The following is a 13,941-nucleotide window of genomic DNA, read 5'->3' on the forward strand; positions in this document are numbered from 1 at the left end:
ATGAACGAGCGACGTCGCAGCCTCGCCCTGCTGGCTGCGCTGCCCGCGCTCGTACCAGCAGGCGCGCGAGCACAGGGGCCGGCTGCGGCCGGCGTGAATGTGCTGGCCCATGGCGCGGTGGGCGATGGCAGGACCGACGACACGCGCAGCCTGCAGGCGGCAATCAACGGCTGTCCGGCGGGCGGCGTGGTGTACTTCCCGGGAGGACGCACCTATCTCGCTTCCAACCTGGCGCTGAAGCCCGGCGTGCGGCTGCAGGGCGAAGGCGCCGCCGTGCTGAAAGCCATCAACAGCGGCGATCCGGGCTACTTCCTTGCCACGGCCAGCTATGCCGCCAATGTCCCGGCGACGGCGGATGAAGGCTGCGAACTCGAGTCCCTGGTAGTCAATGCCGCGAACTTGAAAGCCGTCGCGCTGGCATGGCGCGCCTTTTATGGCCGGGTGTCGGGCTGCCGCATCTTCGGCGCAAACGATGCCGACCTGCTGATCGCCACACCGGGGGCTGGCGGCGCAGCGATGCCGAATGGCTCCATGGTGAACAACCGCTTCATCGGCAACTGGTTCGGCGGCGCCGACGACCATCGCCTCAGGCTGCCGCGGCATGTGGTGAGGCTTTTCGATCCGTCGGCCAACAAGGCGACCGATATCCTGTTCCAGCAGAATTACATCAGCGGGGCGACGCAGAGCGTGCTCGAGTTCGACACCGCAGCCGGCCTGCTATTCCAGGGCAACCACGTCTATGGCGGTCCTTCCGTGTTCCGCAAGGGCTTCATGGGTTTTGTCTGTACGGGCAACTACTTCGAGAATGAAGTCGTCATTGATGACATTACCAGCGGCGTAGCGGCCGCAGTATTCGGGCCGGGCAATACGCTGCTTGCCGATCTCCTCGCAAAATTCGGTTCCCATGGCGACCAGATCGTTTCGACCGGCAATCATTACGTCGACCGTGCCGGCTTGCGGCACTGCTACAACGATGCCTCCAAGCTGCTGGTAAGCATCGGCGACATCTTTGCCCGCATCGATCCGGTGCGCTTCTACAACCATGATGGCCGCACGGTTCAGCCTGCGAGCAGTGGCCGCTTCCTGGCCAGCAACGTCTACCTTGCCGAGGCGCGCCACTTCTGGAATGCCGGCATCGGCGTAGCGCAGCGGGACGCGTCGGATGGCGCCGGCTACACGCGCCGCTGCGTCGCGCCACTGCAAATCCGGGCGCCGCATCGCAACGGATCGATATCGCTCCGGCTCGCCTTGAAGCCGCTCGGCCCCTCGGGAATGTATGAAATCGAAGCAATGGCCAATGCGGACCGCGAGCCACAGGGCGAAGCGACGCTGCGCTTCCTGGCCAAGGGCACCGTCAGCCGCAGCGATGGCAATCGCTATCAGGCCTGCCTGTGCAAGCTCGTCTACCGCAGCGAAGAGTGGGAGAGCGCTCCGGCACTCACGGCGCGGGAAAGGGAAGGAAGGCTCATCGTCGAGTTGAGCGGCAGCTTTCGCGGCGATGGCCGGGCCGACTGCTTCGGCACGTGCTATCTGAAAGCCGAAGGCTGAAATCCCGGCTGCAGTGGCACGTACACTCGTAGCGACCAGTGCGCACTAGCGTTGGGCCTCGGTAGCATCAGGCGGTGGCAATTCCACCGGCTTGACCTCAACCGGCGCCACGCCCTCCTTCTTCATGCCGAGATCCTGGGCCACCTTGGGCGTGACATCGACAATGCGACCGTCGACATACGGGCCGCGGTCGCGCACTTCAACGGTGGCGCTCTTGCCGGTTTCGAGATTGGTGACACGCGCCTTTGTGCCCAGCGGCAGCGTCTTGCTCGCCGCGGTCTTCGCCTGCGGATCAAAGCGTTTGCCGTCGGCCATCTTCCTGCCCTTGCCGTTGTAATACGAAGCCATGCCCTTGCGCGCCTTGCCGGAGCGGTCGATATGGGTTGTCTTCGCATGCTGCGTCGGCTTGTGCGCATGCGCCTTCGCATGCTGCGCAGGCTTGTGGTGATGCGCGGTCTTCTCAGCATCCTGTCTGTGCCCGGGCGCTGCGAGGGCCGCGCCGGCGACGCTGCAGGCAAGCGCAAACAGGATCACGTGGCGATGCTTGTTCATATTGTTCTGCCTTGTCGGTGAAGTAGTGGCCGGGCCTGCGCGTTATGCACCGTGCAGGAACCGGCGGTTTCTTTTCGAGCATGACAGGACGACGAAGTTCGCCGATGCCGATACGGTCAACATTGACCTCGGGAATGCAGTCAGTACGAAGGAAGATTCTGCGAGGGAAGATTCTGCGGCGACATGTTCTGCTGCGGCATCCCCGGCTGCGTCATCGCGCGCACCACGCCGAGCCAGGCCTGCGCAGCCGCCGACAGCGGCGCATCCCGGCGCCAGGCCAGCACCAGGCGCCAGCGCAGCGTCGGATGCGCCAGCGGCACCACGGCCAATCTGTCGTTGGCCACCTGCTGCGCAATGAAGCTCGGCAACACCAGGCCGCCAGCTTCGGCCGTCACCAGCGCAAGCGCGAAATCGAGATGATCGGTATGCGTGACTTCCTTCAGGCGCAAGCCTTCATCGCGGAAAGCGGTGCGCAGCATGTGCGCAATCACGAAAGTCTTGTCGAACATGACCAGAGGCAGGTCTTCCATCTCGGCAAGGCTCAACTGCGGCCGGCCGACGAGGTGGTGGCCCGCCGGCAACAGCACCGCCATCGCATCGTCGCGCAGCATCACGAAATCGAATTCGGGACGCAGCGGCAACAGCGTGGTGGCCAGTTCCAGCGTACCGTCGAGCACGCCCTGTTCCAGCCGGCGGCTGCCGCTCTGCACGATCTTGACTTCGATGCCCGGATAACTGCGGCGAAAGCGCGCCAGCATCGGCGCGAAGATTTCGGCGCCGCCCAAGGGCGCCACGCCGAGCGCGAGCTCGCCGGTGCCGAGTTCGCGCATTGCTGCCAGCTCGGAAACCAGCTGACGGCGCCGGTCTAGCAGCGCGCATGCATGGCCGAAGGTGAGCTCGCCAGCCGGGGTCAGACGCACCGACACGCCGCGCCGGCCGCGCTCCAGCAGGCTGACATCGAGTTCCGCTTCGAGCTGGCCGATGGCCTTGCTCAGCGTCGGCTGGGTCACATGCAGCTCCCCGGCCGCGCGGGAAAAGCTGCCGGCCTTGGCCACCGCGACGAAATAGCGCAAGCACCTCAGGTCCATCACCGCCTCGATTCCATGCCAAAAGGGCATGGAGTATATAGGAATAATTCACTTTTTCAGCGCTCGCGCCACTGTTACGCTTCGTGCCGACTCCTGTAACGATTCTCACCGCAGCACTTTAGTTCCAGGAGGCATCGCGCACCGGAAAGCGAAGCGGCAAGTTCCTTCTCAGGCGAAAGACCGCAGCCGAACGGCGCGCACGATCCGGTCCGGCATACCGCGCGCGCATCATCAACAAAGACAACACGCGCTCTTTCCATGCAGTCATGGCATGGCAAGAGACTGCGCTTGTCGCTACATCCTTGGGAACCGTTATGAATTTTGCGATTGTCCTCGCATCACTCCTCCTGCTCATGCTGGTCGCCTACCGCGGCTACAGCGTGATCCTGTTCGCGCCGGTATGCGCGATGCTCGCGGTGCTGTTCACCGATCCGTCGTATGTGCTGCCGATGTTCTCCGGCATCTTCATGGAGAAGCTGGTCGGCTTCGTCAAGCTGTATTTCCCGGTGTTCCTGCTCGGCGCCGTCTTCGGCAAGGTGATCGAGCTCTCCGGCTTTTCGCGCTCCATCGTCTCCGCGGTGATCGGCGTGCTCGGGCAGGCGCGCGCGATGCTGTCCATCGTGCTGGTCTGCGCGCTCCTGACCTATGGCGGCGTGTCGCTGTTCGTGGTGGTGTTCGCGGTCTATCCGTTCGCCGCCGAGATGTTCCGCCAGAGCGATATACCAAAGCGCCTGATTCCGGGCACCATCGCACTGGGCGCCTTTACCTTCACGATGGATTCGCTGCCCGGCACGCCGCAGATCCAGAACATCATCCCGACTACCTTCTTCAAGACCAATACCTATGCCGCGCCGTGGCTGGGCATCATCGGCTCGCTCTTCATCCTGGCGGTGGGCATGCTGTACCTGTCGTGGCGTCGGCGCGCGGCGCAGCGGGCCGGCGAAGGCTATGGCTTCGACCATCTGAACGAGCCGGAGCAAATCAAGGGTGGCCGGCTTGCCAATCCCATCATCGCGCTGCTGCCGCTGGTGGCCGTCGGCGTCTTCAACAAGCTGTTCACGGTGGCGATTCCCAAGGCATTCGGTTCGAAGATCACGGTGCCGCTTGCCGGGCATCCGCTGGCTGTCGATGTGACGCCCAACCTCGGCATCTGGGCAGTCGAAGGCGCCTTGCTGGTCGGCATCCTGATGGTGCTGGCCTTCGCCTGGCGCGAAGTGGCCGCGCGTTTCGGCGAGGGTTCGAAGGCCGCGGTCGGCGGCGCGCTGCTGGCGGCGATGAACACCGCAACTGAATACGGCTTCGGCGGCGTGATCGCCGCACTGCCGGGCTTTGCCATCATTGCCGACGCGCTGAAGGGCATTCCGAATCCGCTGGTCAATGAAGCCATCACCGTCACCGCGCTGGCCGGCATCACCGGCTCCGCCTCGGGCGGCATGAGCATTGCGCTTGCCGCGATGTCGGACACCTTCATCCAGGCCGCCAACGCCGCACACATCCCGATGGAAGTGCTGCACCGCATTGCCGCGATGGCTTCCGGCGGCATGGATACGCTGCCGCATAACGGCGCGGTGATCACGCTGCTGGCCGTCACCGGGCTCACGCACAAGACTTCGTACAAGGACATCTTCGCCGTCACCGTGATCAAGACCGCCGCGGTCTTCGTTGCGATCGCGACCTATTACCTGCTGGGCATCTACTGATCCACTGATCACGAGGGACAACATCATGCTGAAGAACAGAACCGCCATCGTCACCGGATCCACCAGCGGCATCGGCCTGGGCATCGCCCGCGGCCTGGCGGCGCAGGGCGCGAACCTGCTGATCAACGGCTTCGGTGATGCGCGCGAAACCCGCCGCGTCTGCGCGCAGCTTGCCGAAGCGCATGGCATCGAGGTGAGGTTTCATGGCGCGGACATGTCGCAGCCCGCGGAAATCCGCGACATGGTGACCTTTGCCGCGAGCGAGTTCGGCGGTGTCGATATCCTGGTCAACAATGCCGGCATCCAGCACACCGCCTCGGTGGCGGACTTCCCGGAAGAGCGCTGGGACGCGGTGATTGCGGTCAACCTGTCGGCGGTGTTTCATGCGACCAAGGCCGTGCTGCCGATCATGCGCGCGGCGAACTGGGGCCGCATCGTCAACATTGCTTCGGTGCACGGCCTGGTGGGATCCATCAACAAGTCGGCTTATGTCGCAGCCAAGCATGGCGTGGTCGGCCTGACCAAGGTCACCGCACTGGAAATGGCGCAGACTGGCGTGACCTGCAACGCGATCTGCCCGGGCTGGGTATTGACGCCGCTGGTGCAGCGCCAGATCGATGACCTGGCCGCGCGTGAAGGCATAACCAAGGACGAGGCGCAGCGCCGCCTGCTGGCCGAGAAGCAGCCATCGGGCGACTTCGCCACGCCCGAGCAGATCGCCGCGCTCACAGCCTTTTTGTGCTCGGATGCCGCGGCGCAACTGCGCGGCGCGGCCCTGCCCATCGACGGCGCCTGGACCGCGCAGTAGGGAAAGCGCAAGACTCGGCAATGCATCGTCCCCGGGCCTGTGGGCTTCATGGCAAGCTGCGTCACTACACCGTAATGCAGAGGAGGACAGAACCCATGGCGATTGAAACCGTAGGAAAGTACCAGATACACCTTCTGGCTTACGAGGTGCCGGGGACGACGAAGTGGGATGCCTTCCTGACGATGTCCCGGTTCGACGATGCCACGCAGGACTTCGTCAACGTGGTGGAGAAGGAACCGGTCGCGGCACACTCGTGGGACAGCTACGACGATGCCATTGAAGCCGCCAGGCGGTTTGCGAATGCAATGATCAGGGAACGCGGGGACTGAACGCGCGATGGCTTGCCGCGGGGCGCTCGCGGTGGCGACAAGGTCCGGCGCTACGAGCACTCCGCGTCCTTCTTGCAGGAAAAGACGCAAGGCAAGTCGACGGGCATGCCATGCTTCGATACGCCGGCTGCGCCGGCTACTCAGCACGAACGGGGTGAGTGGTGTGCTCGCAGAAAATCGACGCACCGGGAGCCTGCGCGCCGAAGAGTAGGCTCCCTGCGTTTCCTGTTCACCTTGTCGCCCCGCAGCGCGGAGTCGCCGACTTCCATGTCCGGGAAACCACTTCGCATTTTCTCCACGCCACGAGCCGACAACGTTGATTCATGCCGGATCGCCCCCATCTACGCAGCTCTTGGCGTACAGATGAAATAGACGAAAGGGCACCGGATCAACCATGTTCAAGAAATCCAAAGGCGGTTCCAGCTTCAAGAGCGGCAAGGTTTCCTCGGGCGCGGGCGGAAAGAAAGAGCTCCTCGAGGAAGTCGGCTATGTCTTCGACAGCATCACCAAAAAGTCCGGCTGGTCCTGGAGCACGGATGACGCGAGCTCGACCGAGAATCAGCCGACCGAACAGGAAGCGATCGCGGATGCATGGCGCGACGCCGGGCAACGCGCGCAGGCGCTGATGGATATTCCCGCGGACACCTGGGAAGCCATGAGCGACCGCGAACAGTCGGAATTGCTGCGCGACGCGCTGTCGTCCGGGTAAACTGCGCGATTCCGTCCGTCCCTGCGCCCCTCTCCCCTTATCCGCTGGCTGGGGCTGCTCCGGACGAAATATCTTTATTCCGCCGTACGTCGCGGTCACACTTCACCATCACAAGGAAAGCCCCATGGCCAAGAAAGAAAAGCTCGATCCGGAAACCGCCGCGTTGATCGCGTGGTGTATCGAGGTGGAAGGCTTTCTGGTTGCCGGCGGCGCTACGCTGCAAGAGGCGCAGGACCATATCGAAGAACAGGTCGAGTGGTTCACCGACCTGTACTATGACGGCCTGTCTCCGGAAGAAGCGGCAAAAGCCGCATTGAACGACTGACGATTGCGCTGAAGTATCGCCAGGCCAGGCATGCGTGGCCGCGAGACTTGCAAGCATCTCCAACGGGCGCTGCCACATAGTCATCAGCGCCCTGCCCGCTGCGGCCCCCACGCCACCCATGAAAGACACGATGTCCGATACCGCATTCCCCCTATTCGCCGACCTGAAACTGCATGCGCCATTGCTGCGCGTATTGCAGGAACTCGGCTATGAATCCCCTTCGCCGATTCAGGCCGCCACGATTCCCTTGCTGCGCGAGGGGCGCGATGTGCTCGGACAGGCGCAGACCGGCACCGGCAAGACCGCGGCCTTTGCCTTGCCTATCCTCGATCGCATCGACATCAAGGCGAGCGCGCCGCAGGCCCTGGTGCTGGCGCCGACCCGCGAGCTGGCGATACAGGTGGCCGAAGCCTTCCAGCGTTATGCGACGCATATCCCGAACTTTCATGTGCTGCCGATTTACGGCGGACAAAGTTATGGCCCGCAACTGAACGCGCTGCGGCGCGGCGTGCACGTGGTGGTGGGCACGCCCGGCCGCGTGATCGACCATATCGAAAGGGAATCGCTGGACCTGTCGCAGCTGAAGACGCTGGTGCTCGATGAAGCAGACGAGATGCTGCGCATGGGATTCATCGACGATGTGGAAACGATATTGCAGAGAACCCCGGCGTCGCGCCAGACCGCCCTGTTCTCGGCGACGATGCCGTCGGCGATCCGTCGCATTGCGCAGACTCATCTGCGCGATCCCGCCGAAGTCACGATCGCGGCCAAGACCGGCACGGCGGACAACATCCGCCAGCGCTACTGGCTGGTCAGCGGCATGCACAAGCTCGATGCGCTCACGCGCATCCTGGAAGCCGAACCCTTCGACGGCATGATCATCTTCGCCCGCACCAAGCTCGGCACGGAAGATCTGGCGACACGTCTGCAGGCGCGCGGCTTCTCGGCAGCCGCGATCAATGGCGACATGGCCCAGCAGCAGCGGGAACGCACGATACAGCTGCTCAAGGATGGCGCCATCGACATCCTGGTGGCCACCGATGTCGCCGCGCGCGGGCTGGATGTCGAACGCATCAGCCATGTGATCAATTACGACGTGCCGCACGATCCGGAAAGCTATACGCACCGCATCGGCCGCACCGGGCGCGCCGGACGCAGCGGCGAAGCGATCCTGTTCATCGCGCCGCGCGAACGCAATCTGCTGAAGGCCATCGAGCGCGCCACGCGCCAGCCGGTGGCGCAACTGGCATTGCCCAGCATCCAGGCGGTGAATGATGTGCGCATTGCCCGGTTCAAGGACAGCATCAGCGAGACGCTGGCCGCGGGTGACCTGGAAATCTATCAGTCCCTGATCGAGGACTTTGAGCGCGAGAAAAATGTCCCGGCCATCGAGATTGCCGCCGCGCTGGCGAAACTGGCACGTGGCGATGTGCCGCTGCTGCTGGATAAAGCCGGTGGCACGCAGCCGGAGGATGACACGAGGTCCGAGCGCAGGCCGACCAGGATGGATCAGGCGGCGGGCCCTGAACGCGGCAGGCATGGTTTCGAATCGGGCAACAGGCCGGAACACGGGCATGCGGCTGAACGGCCCGCCTTCCCGAGAAAGGAACGCGTGGAGCGCGCGCCCGAGGCGGGCAAACAGCGCTTTCGCATCGCGGTCGGCCATATGCACGGCGTCAAGCCCGGCAATATCGTCGGCGCCATCGCCAACGAAGCGGGACTGGATTCGAAGCACATCGGTCGCATCGACATTTACGACGACTACAGTCTGCTGGACCTGCCGGACGACCTGCCCGGCGATCTGCTCGCGCATCTGCAGACGGTGTGGGTCGCTGGCCAGCAACTGCGCATACGCCGCGAAGGCGCGCCGGCAGTATCGGGCGGCACGGACAAGCCGATGCGCAGCCCCGCGCCGCGCGCCAGCGGTCCAGCCGCCGAGCGGCAAGCGCGCAGGGAAGAGACCGAACCGTCTGATGAAGCGGACCGGCCGGCGCGCCAGCGCGAGCGCAGCGCGCACGGCATGCAGGCGTATCGCATCGAGGTGGGCCGGGTGCATGGCGTCAAGCCGGCCAATATCGTCGGCGCCATTGCCAATGAAGCCGGCCTCGAGGCGAAACACATCGGCCGCATCGACATCCACGACGACTACAGCCTGCTCGATTTGCCGGAGGGCATGCCGAAAGAGGTATTCCAGCAGTTGCAAACGGTGATGGTTTCCGGGCAAGCGCTGCGCCTCAGCCGCTCCACGCAGCAGCCGCAGGAAGCGCCGCGTGGCGCTGGCAAACGCTTCGATTCCGCATCAGGCCCCAGGCAAGCGGATGGAAAGCCGAGCCAAAGATCTTTCGGCGGCAAGCCGAGCACCAAGCCGGTCAAGCGCAGCAGCGATGCGCCGAAGCCGAAGGCGCATCGCAAGGGTTCAAAGCCGGCCTGACCCGTAGGTTGGGCTGACGAAGGAAGCCCAACGAAAGTCCGCACGGGATCGGGCTTCGTGTTGGGCTTGGCAGCCCAACCTACGCATGTTTCCCCGAATCGGGTTGCCGGCCGCTTGCACTGCCCGCCGGAATATCGTTCTGCATTCTGTTCCAAATCCGCTGCAGCCCGACCGGGCAAAAATGGTATCTTTGCCAGCTTTGGACGCTTGCCAAATGGAATGGCCGGCGTCCGAGCACCGATGGCAATGACCTTCCAGGACGCCGATGCCCACACCAGACCCGTACCAGACGCAGCTCAAAAGCTGGCTCGTCGCCGTCGCGAAACGCGACGGCGCGGCCTTCCGGCAGCTGTATGACGCCACATCGCCGAAACTGTTCGGCTTTCTGCAACGTATATTGAACAAGAGCGAATGGGCGGAGGAAGTGCTGCAGGAAACTTATGTGAGTGTCTGGAACAATGCCGCGAGCTATCAGGCGGCGCTGGCCGCGCCGATGACCTGGATGACGACGATCGCGCGCAACAAGGCTTTCGACGCGCTGCGCCGGCATGACGCCAACGTGGAAATCGATGCTGACGGCTTTGCCCAGGAAGTGGCGCAGGCGCTGGAAAGTCCGGATCCGACGCCATTGGCCGCGCTGGAACTCTCGGCGGACGCCGAAGCGCTGGCGCATTGCCTGAGCCGGCTGGAAGCGCTGCACCGGCAGGCGATCGCGCTGGCTTATTACCATGACCTGTCACACAGCGAGGTTGCCGAGCGCATGGAACTGCCGATAGGCACGATCAAGACCTGGATACGACGCGGGCTCGAACGGCTGCGCCTGTGCCTGTCGAAACGGGAGAGCGCATGAATCATCGCAAGCTGCAGGACAACGACAGACTGCGCGAACATCTGGCATCAGCGTATGTGCTCGGCACGCTGAAGGGTGGCGCGCGTCGCCGCTTCGAAGCCTGGATCGCGCGCGATGCGGTGCTGGCGCAGACCGTATCCGACTGGGAAGGCCGGCTCGGGCCGATGGCTGAATTCGCGCCGTCTGCGCCGCCGCCGGCGCGCGCCTGGCAAGCCATCGAAGCGCGGCTCGGTCTGGAGGCTCGGCCTGCGCGCACATCGGCATGGCAGCGGCTGCGCGACAGCCTGTCATTCTGGCGCGGCCTGTCGCTCGCGAGCACCGCGGTCGCCGCAGTGTTGCTGGCCGTGCTGATGCTGCAGCCGCCAGCCTCGGCGCCCGCACCCTCGAGCATGGCGATGCTGGCTTCGGCCAATGGCGAGCCCATGGTTGCCGTCAGCGCCAATAAGCAACAACTTACGGTGCGCGTGGTCGGCGCGGTGCCGATGGCACCGGACCGCAGCCTGGAGTTGTGGGCAATACCGGCGCAGGGCGCGCCGCAATCGCTGGGCCTGATCGATGCGAACGGCGTGGTAACGATCCGCATGCCGCCGAACGTGACGCCTTCGACCATGCCGCTACTGGCAGTCAGCATGGAGCCCAGGGGCGGCTCGCCGAATCCGCGTGCGCCGAGCGGGCCGGTGATGTACAAGGGCGCGTGGATGCGGATCTGATCCGGATACGAAAGCGAAGCGATGGATGCGGGGCGATGCAGCGGACAGTGATCCGGCGCATCGCCCCGCATCCCTTTCTCAGGACGCTTCCGCTCCAGCGCTCTGGATAGGATGCGATACGTCAGGCGCAGCGGCCACGCACACGCCGCACTCTCCGGCGATGGCGATCAGCTTCGCCACGTCTGGCTCGCCGACCGGGATGTCGCGGTCGATCGCCGCGAACAGGCGCGACGCATTGCCCTCGCGGCCGGCGATCGAGATCATTTCGCCGCCGCCGGGGCCGAATCGAAAGCCATGCACTGTGCCGGCGGGAAGATGCACGAAGGCGCCGGGCGTGGCACGGACGGTCCGATCGCCATAGCTGATGTCGACGCAGCCACGGGTGACATAGAAGGATTCATCCCAGGCATGACTATGCGGCGGCGGCCCGCTTCCCTCTTCTCCCTGCTGTAGAAACACCTCGTCGCTCCCAGTGGCTGCATTCGGCGCGAGCACGGTGATGCGCTCCCCCACCACATTCCATGCGCGGGCGTGGTCGTCGGGCATGACGACAAAGGCTTGCGGTTTCATTGCGGCTGTCTCCTTGGTATGGATGCTGTCGATCGGAACTGCAGGGTTCCGCGTTCAGCATAGGAGATCAGCCCGCGCGATCAAGGCCGCATGAGAAGCGCTCGCTGCCGCACCGCTCCTAGCGCGGGGAAAACGTCTGGCAGCAAACGGAATTGCTCGACTTGCCGACGACGATGCTTTCGGCGCTGCATTCATAGTCATCGTTGTGCCGGCATACCGACACCTTGCATGCGCCAACGCCGGCGCGGCGCTCTGCGGCATGCGTATGCGCTTCGGCGCCGAAATAGGTATCGCACCCGGGATGCACACCGTCGCCGACCGTGATGGCGCGGGCGTGACAGGCATCTTCGGTGTTGTAGGCGCATTCGCGCACCGAGCATTGCGACACGGTGGGCATCTCAACCATGATGGGGATCATGCTGAACCTCCGGCAAAGGCGATTGCTGGGTGCGGCCGCGCCGCGCGATGCGCGGAATCGGCCGCATGGAGCAGGTTTGGAGCAGCGCCGATAGCGGAGGTTCAATCACGCTGCCGGTCCCGGGGGCCCGGGCTCGACAGCAACATGCTCAGCAGCGAGGTGCACTGCTCGAGGAAAAACATCGTCTGTCCCGCGGACATGCTTTGCGCGTCCGCCACTGCCTGCTGATACGTTGCCATCGGCAATTGCCCTTCGAAGCGCTCGACGCTGAGCCTGCCATCTTCGTAGCTCAGCTGTTCTGCTTTCATCCATGCCTGGCCTTCCTGGACATGCAATTGCTGCGATGTGCAGGTGAAACGCAGAAAGGACGCGGGCGACCAGCCCGGAAGCGCATGCCTGGTTGCCGGCATGCCGGCGTGGGGAATGGCTTGCAGAGCCGCCTTGCTCTTGTCGGAAAGAAGTTTCATCGCTTGCCTCGCATGGTGCGCAATCGAAAGCGTTCAGCATGCGCATACCCCGGCAAGGACGTCATGCGCTACGTCAAGGCCTTGGGAGGCTTGCCGCGCCAGGCGTTCTGCACGCGCCAGGCGCTCAGCTTGACGCTGTACCAGGCCAGGCGCCAGGCGCGGGCTAGCATGCCTTCCCCGAGACGCCTTTCGCGGCGCGAATAGCTGTTGACCAGCGTATTGATGTCGCGCTGCATGCGCCGCACCTGGTAACGCTCCTGGAATGCCTGCCGTGCGCTGGCTCCCAGGCGTTGCCGCAGTTCGGGATCATCGCGCAGCCGGAGCATGCATGAGGCGAAGGAGGCGGCCGAGCCCGGTTCGGCGAACAAGCCGGTTTCGCCATCCACGATGGCTTCGACCGTGCCGCCGGCGCGCGCGCCGATGACCGGGACGCCCATGGACGCGGCCTCGAGCAGGGACAACGCGAACGCTTCCTGCTCCGCGGCCGATACCACGCAATCGGCAGCGCCGAGAATAGCGGCGACGTCGTCGCACCAGCCGCAGAAGATCACGCGCGCCCCTCCGGCCGCTTCCTTCAAGCGTGGCAGGCAGGGGCCGTCGCCAACGACGATCAGCGTGAGGTTCCGGCCGGGGCTTGTCGAGGCAAGTTTGAACGCTTCGACGATGAGGTCGACCCGCTTCCATTCAACCAGCGCGCTCAGGCTGGCGATAACGAATTCGTTCTCGGCAATGCCAAGGGTGGCGCGCATGTTTGCCATGGCGCCCTTCCTGGCTTCGGCGAGATCGTCGACGCCGTTGTAGACGATGGAGAAGCGCCCTTCCGGAAAGCCGTCGCGCACGAAGTTCTGCAATGCATAGGCCGACACGCCGATCAGGTGAGAAGCGCCGTAGGCAAAGGACAGCAGGCGCAGCTTCGGCCGGTAGCTGGTATGGATGTAGGCCAGCGTCGGCGTGCCGGTGAGCAGGCTCGCCGGGATCATCCACTGGCATGGCGCCAGGCTGTTGCAGAGAATGAGATTCGGGCGCAGGCGGCGAATCAGCGCCCTGGCCTGGCGGATCAATCCCATCAATGCGGCGACGCTGCGCACCTTGCCGCTGCCTGCGCCAAAGCCTATCGGCGCGGAAAAATCGGAAAGAAGGATTTCGCGCGCGAGCGGCGCCACCATGGCAGCGAGCGTCGCATGATTGGTCCACAACACGAGCTCATATCCGCATTCGGCAATACCCTTGGCTGCATTCAGCAGGCAGCGCTCGCTGCCGCGGAACTGCGCATCGCCGAAATGCACCAGCAGCACCAAGGGTGCGGCCTCCACCTGGACACCTGTTGCACGCGCCTGCTCCATATCGCCGCTCTTTCATCGAAGGACGTTTGTACTCGACAGTACCAGCGGCATCCGGCGGAATATTGTGCTGGGATAAATGTCTGGCGTGCGAAG

General features: G+C 64.2%; 15 protein-coding genes. 9 read left to right on the forward strand and 6 right to left on the reverse strand.

What is annotated here, in order from left to right; genetic code table 11:
• Positions 1-1,548 (forward strand): glycosyl hydrolase family 28-related protein, encoded by a 1,548-nt coding sequence (locus JJB74_RS18975; protein WP_200594403.1) that lies wholly within the window; start codon positions 1-3, stop codon positions 1,546-1,548.
• Between the two features lie 45 nt (positions 1,549-1,593).
• Here the strand turns inward: JJB74_RS18975 and JJB74_RS18980 are convergent, their stop codons facing one another.
• Positions 1,594-2,100, reverse strand: a complete 507-nt coding sequence (locus JJB74_RS18980) for a septal ring lytic transglycosylase RlpA family protein (protein ID WP_200594405.1) — start codon at positions 2,098-2,100, stop codon at positions 1,594-1,596.
• A gap of 140 nt (positions 2,101-2,240) precedes the next feature.
• Positions 2,241-3,188, reverse strand: a complete 948-nt coding sequence (locus JJB74_RS18985) for a LysR family transcriptional regulator (RefSeq protein WP_200594407.1) — start codon at positions 3,186-3,188, stop codon at positions 2,241-2,243.
• 314 nt (positions 3,189-3,502) lie between these two features.
• Between JJB74_RS18985 and JJB74_RS18990 the strand changes: the two genes are divergently transcribed.
• From JJB74_RS18990 to JJB74_RS19025, 8 genes are all read left to right on the forward strand, one after another.
• Positions 3,503-4,888 carry a GntP family permease gene (locus JJB74_RS18990; protein WP_200594409.1) on the forward strand — a complete coding sequence of 462 codons (1,386 nt, stop codon included), beginning with the start codon at positions 3,503-3,505 and terminating at the stop codon, positions 4,886-4,888.
• A gap of 25 nt (positions 4,889-4,913) precedes the next feature.
• Positions 4,914-5,696 carry a 3-hydroxybutyrate dehydrogenase gene (locus JJB74_RS18995; protein ID WP_234484289.1) on the forward strand — a complete coding sequence of 261 codons (783 nt, stop codon included), beginning with the start codon at positions 4,914-4,916 and terminating at the stop codon, positions 5,694-5,696.
• Between the two features lie 95 nt (positions 5,697-5,791).
• On the forward strand, positions 5,792-6,025 hold the full coding sequence (locus JJB74_RS19000; RefSeq protein WP_200594411.1) for a hypothetical protein: 234 nt from the start codon (positions 5,792-5,794) through the stop codon (positions 6,023-6,025).
• Positions 6,026-6,419: 394 nt separating this feature from the next.
• A complete protein-coding gene (locus JJB74_RS19005; RefSeq protein WP_200594413.1) occupies positions 6,420-6,734 on the forward strand; it encodes a hypothetical protein in 315 nt (104 codons plus the stop codon).
• Between the two features lie 124 nt (positions 6,735-6,858).
• Complete coding sequence (locus JJB74_RS19010; protein ID WP_200594415.1) at positions 6,859-7,059, forward strand: hypothetical protein; 201 nt, start codon at positions 6,859-6,861, stop codon at positions 7,057-7,059.
• Positions 7,060-7,189: 130 nt separating this feature from the next.
• Positions 7,190-9,490, forward strand: coding sequence for a DEAD/DEAH box helicase (locus JJB74_RS19015; protein WP_200594417.1), 2,301 nt, complete (start codon positions 7,190-7,192; stop codon positions 9,488-9,490).
• A 265-nt stretch (positions 9,491-9,755) separates the two neighbouring features.
• A complete protein-coding gene (locus JJB74_RS19020) occupies positions 9,756-10,340 on the forward strand; it encodes a sigma-70 family RNA polymerase sigma factor (protein ID WP_200594419.1) in 585 nt (194 codons plus the stop codon).
• The gene (locus tag JJB74_RS19025) at positions 10,337-11,050 is read left to right on the forward strand and encodes an anti-sigma factor (RefSeq protein ID WP_200594421.1); all 714 of its coding nucleotides are present in this window, start codon (positions 10,337-10,339) and stop codon (positions 11,048-11,050) included. The genes JJB74_RS19020 and JJB74_RS19025 overlap by 4 nt, the downstream gene beginning before the upstream one ends.
• Positions 11,051-11,128: 78 nt before the next feature.
• Here JJB74_RS19025 and JJB74_RS19030 read toward each other — a convergent pair whose 3' ends face one another.
• The 4 genes from JJB74_RS19030 to JJB74_RS19045 form a co-directional block, all read right to left on the reverse strand.
• Positions 11,129-11,620: a cupin domain-containing protein gene (locus JJB74_RS19030; RefSeq protein WP_200594423.1), complete on the reverse strand. Its 492-nt coding sequence runs from the start codon at positions 11,618-11,620 to the stop codon at positions 11,129-11,131.
• A gap of 118 nt (positions 11,621-11,738) precedes the next feature.
• Positions 11,739-12,038, reverse strand: a complete 300-nt coding sequence (locus tag JJB74_RS19035; RefSeq protein ID WP_200594424.1) for a DUF1540 domain-containing protein — start codon at positions 12,036-12,038, stop codon at positions 11,739-11,741.
• Between the two features lie 101 nt (positions 12,039-12,139).
• Entirely contained in the window at positions 12,140-12,505 is a 366-nt protein-coding gene (locus JJB74_RS19040) for a hypothetical protein (protein ID WP_200594426.1), read from the reverse strand.
• A gap of 68 nt (positions 12,506-12,573) precedes the next feature.
• Positions 12,574-13,848 (reverse strand): glycosyltransferase family 4 protein, encoded by a 1,275-nt coding sequence (locus tag JJB74_RS19045; protein ID WP_200594428.1) that lies wholly within the window; start codon positions 13,846-13,848, stop codon positions 12,574-12,576.
• Positions 13,849-13,941 lie beyond the last annotated feature (93 nt).

This window comes from Noviherbaspirillum pedocola, from assembly GCF_016632335.1.
GTDB lineage: Bacteria > Pseudomonadota > Gammaproteobacteria > Burkholderiales > Burkholderiaceae_D > Noviherbaspirillum_A > Noviherbaspirillum_A pedocola.

Bases quoted from the DNA above. Each gene is read 5' to 3' on its own strand.
- JJB74_RS18975 (WP_200594403.1), top strand. From the start codon at position 1: ATGAACGAGCGACGTCGCAGCCTCGCCCTGCTGGCTGCGCTGCCCGCG.
- JJB74_RS18980 (WP_200594405.1), bottom strand. From the start codon at position 2,100: ATGAACAAGCATCGCCACGTGATCCTGTTTGCGCTTGCCTGCAGCGTC.
- JJB74_RS18985 (WP_200594407.1), bottom strand. From the start codon at position 3,188: ATGGACCTGAGGTGCTTGCGCTATTTCGTCGCGGTGGCCAAGGCCGGC.
- JJB74_RS18990 (WP_200594409.1), top strand. From the start codon at position 3,503: ATGAATTTTGCGATTGTCCTCGCATCACTCCTCCTGCTCATGCTGGTC.
- JJB74_RS18995 (WP_234484289.1), top strand. From the start codon at position 4,914: ATGCTGAAGAACAGAACCGCCATCGTCACCGGATCCACCAGCGGCATC.
- JJB74_RS19000 (WP_200594411.1), top strand. From the start codon at position 5,792: ATGGCGATTGAAACCGTAGGAAAGTACCAGATACACCTTCTGGCTTAC.
- JJB74_RS19005 (WP_200594413.1), top strand. From the start codon at position 6,420: ATGTTCAAGAAATCCAAAGGCGGTTCCAGCTTCAAGAGCGGCAAGGTT.
- JJB74_RS19010 (WP_200594415.1), top strand. From the start codon at position 6,859: ATGGCCAAGAAAGAAAAGCTCGATCCGGAAACCGCCGCGTTGATCGCG.
- JJB74_RS19015 (WP_200594417.1), top strand. From the start codon at position 7,190: ATGTCCGATACCGCATTCCCCCTATTCGCCGACCTGAAACTGCATGCG.
- JJB74_RS19020 (WP_200594419.1), top strand. From the start codon at position 9,756: ATGCCCACACCAGACCCGTACCAGACGCAGCTCAAAAGCTGGCTCGTC.
- JJB74_RS19025 (WP_200594421.1), top strand. From the start codon at position 10,337: ATGAATCATCGCAAGCTGCAGGACAACGACAGACTGCGCGAACATCTG.
- JJB74_RS19030 (WP_200594423.1), bottom strand. From the start codon at position 11,620: ATGAAACCGCAAGCCTTTGTCGTCATGCCCGACGACCACGCCCGCGCA.
- JJB74_RS19035 (WP_200594424.1), bottom strand. From the start codon at position 12,038: ATGATCCCCATCATGGTTGAGATGCCCACCGTGTCGCAATGCTCGGTG.
- JJB74_RS19040 (WP_200594426.1), bottom strand. From the start codon at position 12,505: ATGAAACTTCTTTCCGACAAGAGCAAGGCGGCTCTGCAAGCCATTCCC.
- JJB74_RS19045 (WP_200594428.1), bottom strand. From the start codon at position 13,848: ATGGAGCAGGCGCGTGCAACAGGTGTCCAGGTGGAGGCCGCACCCTTG.